Genomic DNA, 2,333 nt, shown 5'->3' with positions numbered 1-2,333 from the left:
CAATGCGTCAGGCGCGGCTCCGGCAGCGACGCAGGCCGCGATCGCCGCGATCGCGTTCGCCGCGTTATGGCGTCCGAGAAGGCCTAGCTCGGCGACAGGCATGATGACGAGCTCACAGCTCTCGGACGCCGTTCCTCCGCCAGCAGTGCGGTATACGATATGACGCTGAGCTTCGGCTGCCTTATCGGCCTCCCCTTCGCGCGTGAAAGGAGGATCTATGTAGACGCCTTCCTCCAGCTTCTCATAGAGCGAGAAGGGCAGCAGCTTCGCTTGCAGGCTCCGTGCGGTCTCCCTGCAGACGGGATCGTCCCAGCCCAACACCGCCGTATCGGATGCCTGCTGATTGGCGAACAGCTTGCGTTTCGATGCGACGTAATCTTCCATGCCGCCGTGATAGTCGAGATGCGTCTCCGCCAGATTCAGCAGCATCGCGATACGCGGCCGAAACGTCTCTGTCCCCTTCAACTGGAAGCTGCTGAGCTCGGCGACGATCCAATTGTCCGGCGTTGCATCCTGGACGGCATCGCATAACGGCAAGCCGATATTGCCTGCGACGATAGGCTTTTTGCCCGCCGCTTCCAGAAGCATGCCGATCAGCGTAGTTGTCGTTGTTTTGCCGTTAGAGCCGGTAATGCCGATGATCGGTGCAGGCGAGATCAGATAAGCCGCCTCCACCTCGGTCACGACGTCTACGCCGCGCTCCAACGCTTCCCGTACGGGAGGCGCGCTGTACGGAATGCCTGGATTTTTGACCATAAGCGCCGTATCGGCGTCAATCAGATCCTCCGGATGATGTCCGCAAATAACGGTAATGCCCAGTTCTTCAAGCTCGCCCGCCTCGGGGCTGCTCTCCCTATCCTTCTTGTCATTGACGACGACGTCGGCGCCCAGCTTGTGGAACAGCTTGGCTACGCTGACGCCGCTCTTCGCAAGGCCGAGAACGACAACGCGCCGGCCGCGGTAGTCCGCAGGGTGATTCATGCAGCGACAATCCCTTCTATGTGCATAAGTACGCAGGAAGCGGCTCTCGTAAGCGAGAACCGCCTTTGCGCCTGTTTTATGGAGTGTGAATAGTAAATACATGTTACCTCTTAAATGACGAACAGGATGCCTGCGGCCGCAAACAACAACCCCACCGTCCAGAACACGGTAACGACCTTCCATTCGGACCAGCCGATGAGCTCGAAGTGATGATGGATCGGACTCATTTTAAAGATCCGCTTGCCCCGCAGCTTAAAGGAGGCGACCTGCAAAATGACGGACAGCATCTCGAGAACGAACACGCCGCCGATCACGATCAGAAGCAGCTCCGTCTTCGTCAGAATCGCGACAGCCGCGATTCCGCCGCCGATGCCGAGCGAACCCATATCGCCCATGAATACTTTGGCCGGGTGAGCGTTGTAGACCAGGAAGCCGAGCACCGCTCCGATCATGGCCGCCGAGAAAATCGCGGATTCATGTTCGGACGTCTGCAGCGCCACAATCATGAACGCGCCGAACGCGATTGCGCTCGTCCCTGCCAGCAGTCCGTCGAGTCCGTCCGTGAAATTGACGGAATTGCTGGCCGCGAACATGATGATGACGACGAACAGATAATAGAACCAGCCGAGATCCAGCCCCGCGCTTGTGCCGGGAATCGTAATCTCGGTGCTATGCCCCATATTGTACAGAAGCACGCAGACGATGGCCGAAAAAAGGAGCTGTCCGAACAGCTTCTGCCAGGCCGTTAAGCCAAGCGAACGTTTGAAAACGATCTTGATATAGTCATCCAGGAAGCCGACGAGACCAAAGCCGAGCGACGCCGTCAGGAGCACCCAAAACTCGCTGGATTTGTCGGCGAATCTCACGAATGCGATCATCAGCGCAATCATTATTATAATGCCGCCCATTGTCGGCGTGCCGCTTTTCTTTAGATGGCTCTCGGGACCTTCCGTACGAATCTGCTGACCGAACTTGAGGCGCCGGAGCAAAGGAATGAACAATGGTCCCAGCAGAACCGTTATAAGGAAGGATACGCCGATTGCGAATAAGTTGACCATCATGTCCATTTCTTCACCCCTTCTCCAAAGCTTGGACAACTTGTTCCATCCGCATTCCTCGGGAGCCCTTTACAAGCACCAGATCATCGGGCTGCAGCCGGTTCTTAAGCCAGTCGGCGAGTGTATCCTTGTCATTAAAATGGATCACGCGGCCCGCCTCGTCAGCCTCGCGAAGGCTTGCTTTCGCGCCTTCGTGCGTATTGGCCGATAACGGTCCGCAGGTAAGTACGCCCTCTGCCGCATCCGGCGTCAGATAAGCGCCGATGCCGCGGTGAAGCTCCGCTTCTTCCGGGC

At 57.6% G+C, this 2,333-nt stretch carries 3 protein-coding genes; all 3 read right to left on the bottom strand.

Annotation, left to right across the window (positions count from 1 at the left end; all coding sequences use genetic code 11):
- Window positions 1-981: UDP-N-acetylmuramoyl-L-alanine--D-glutamate ligase (gene murD, locus PAT3040_RS03265; RefSeq protein ID WP_258234808.1), on the bottom strand; the 981-nt coding region annotated here is incomplete at its 3' end.
- A 110-nt stretch (window positions 982-1,091) separates the two neighbouring features.
- A complete protein-coding gene (mraY, locus tag PAT3040_RS03260; protein ID WP_087567686.1) occupies window positions 1,092-2,048 on the bottom strand; it encodes a phospho-N-acetylmuramoyl-pentapeptide-transferase in 957 nt (318 codons plus the stop codon).
- A 4-nt stretch (window positions 2,049-2,052) separates the two neighbouring features.
- On the bottom strand, window positions 2,053-2,333 hold a 281-nt coding region (locus tag PAT3040_RS38350; RefSeq protein ID WP_373863921.1), incomplete at its 5' end, for a glutamate ligase domain-containing protein.

The organism is Paenibacillus agaridevorans, assembly GCF_003112455.1.
In the GTDB taxonomy this organism is placed as follows: domain Bacteria; phylum Bacillota; class Bacilli; order Paenibacillales; family Paenibacillaceae; genus Pristimantibacillus; species Pristimantibacillus agaridevorans.
The sequence above is the reverse complement of the archived record's forward strand: the minus strand, read 5'-3'. Positions and strand labels throughout refer to the sequence as shown.

Coding starts and splice junctions, on each gene's coding strand:
- mraY (WP_087567686.1), bottom strand. CDS start 2,048: ATGGACATGATGGTCAACTTATTCGCAATCGGCGTATCCTTCCTTATA.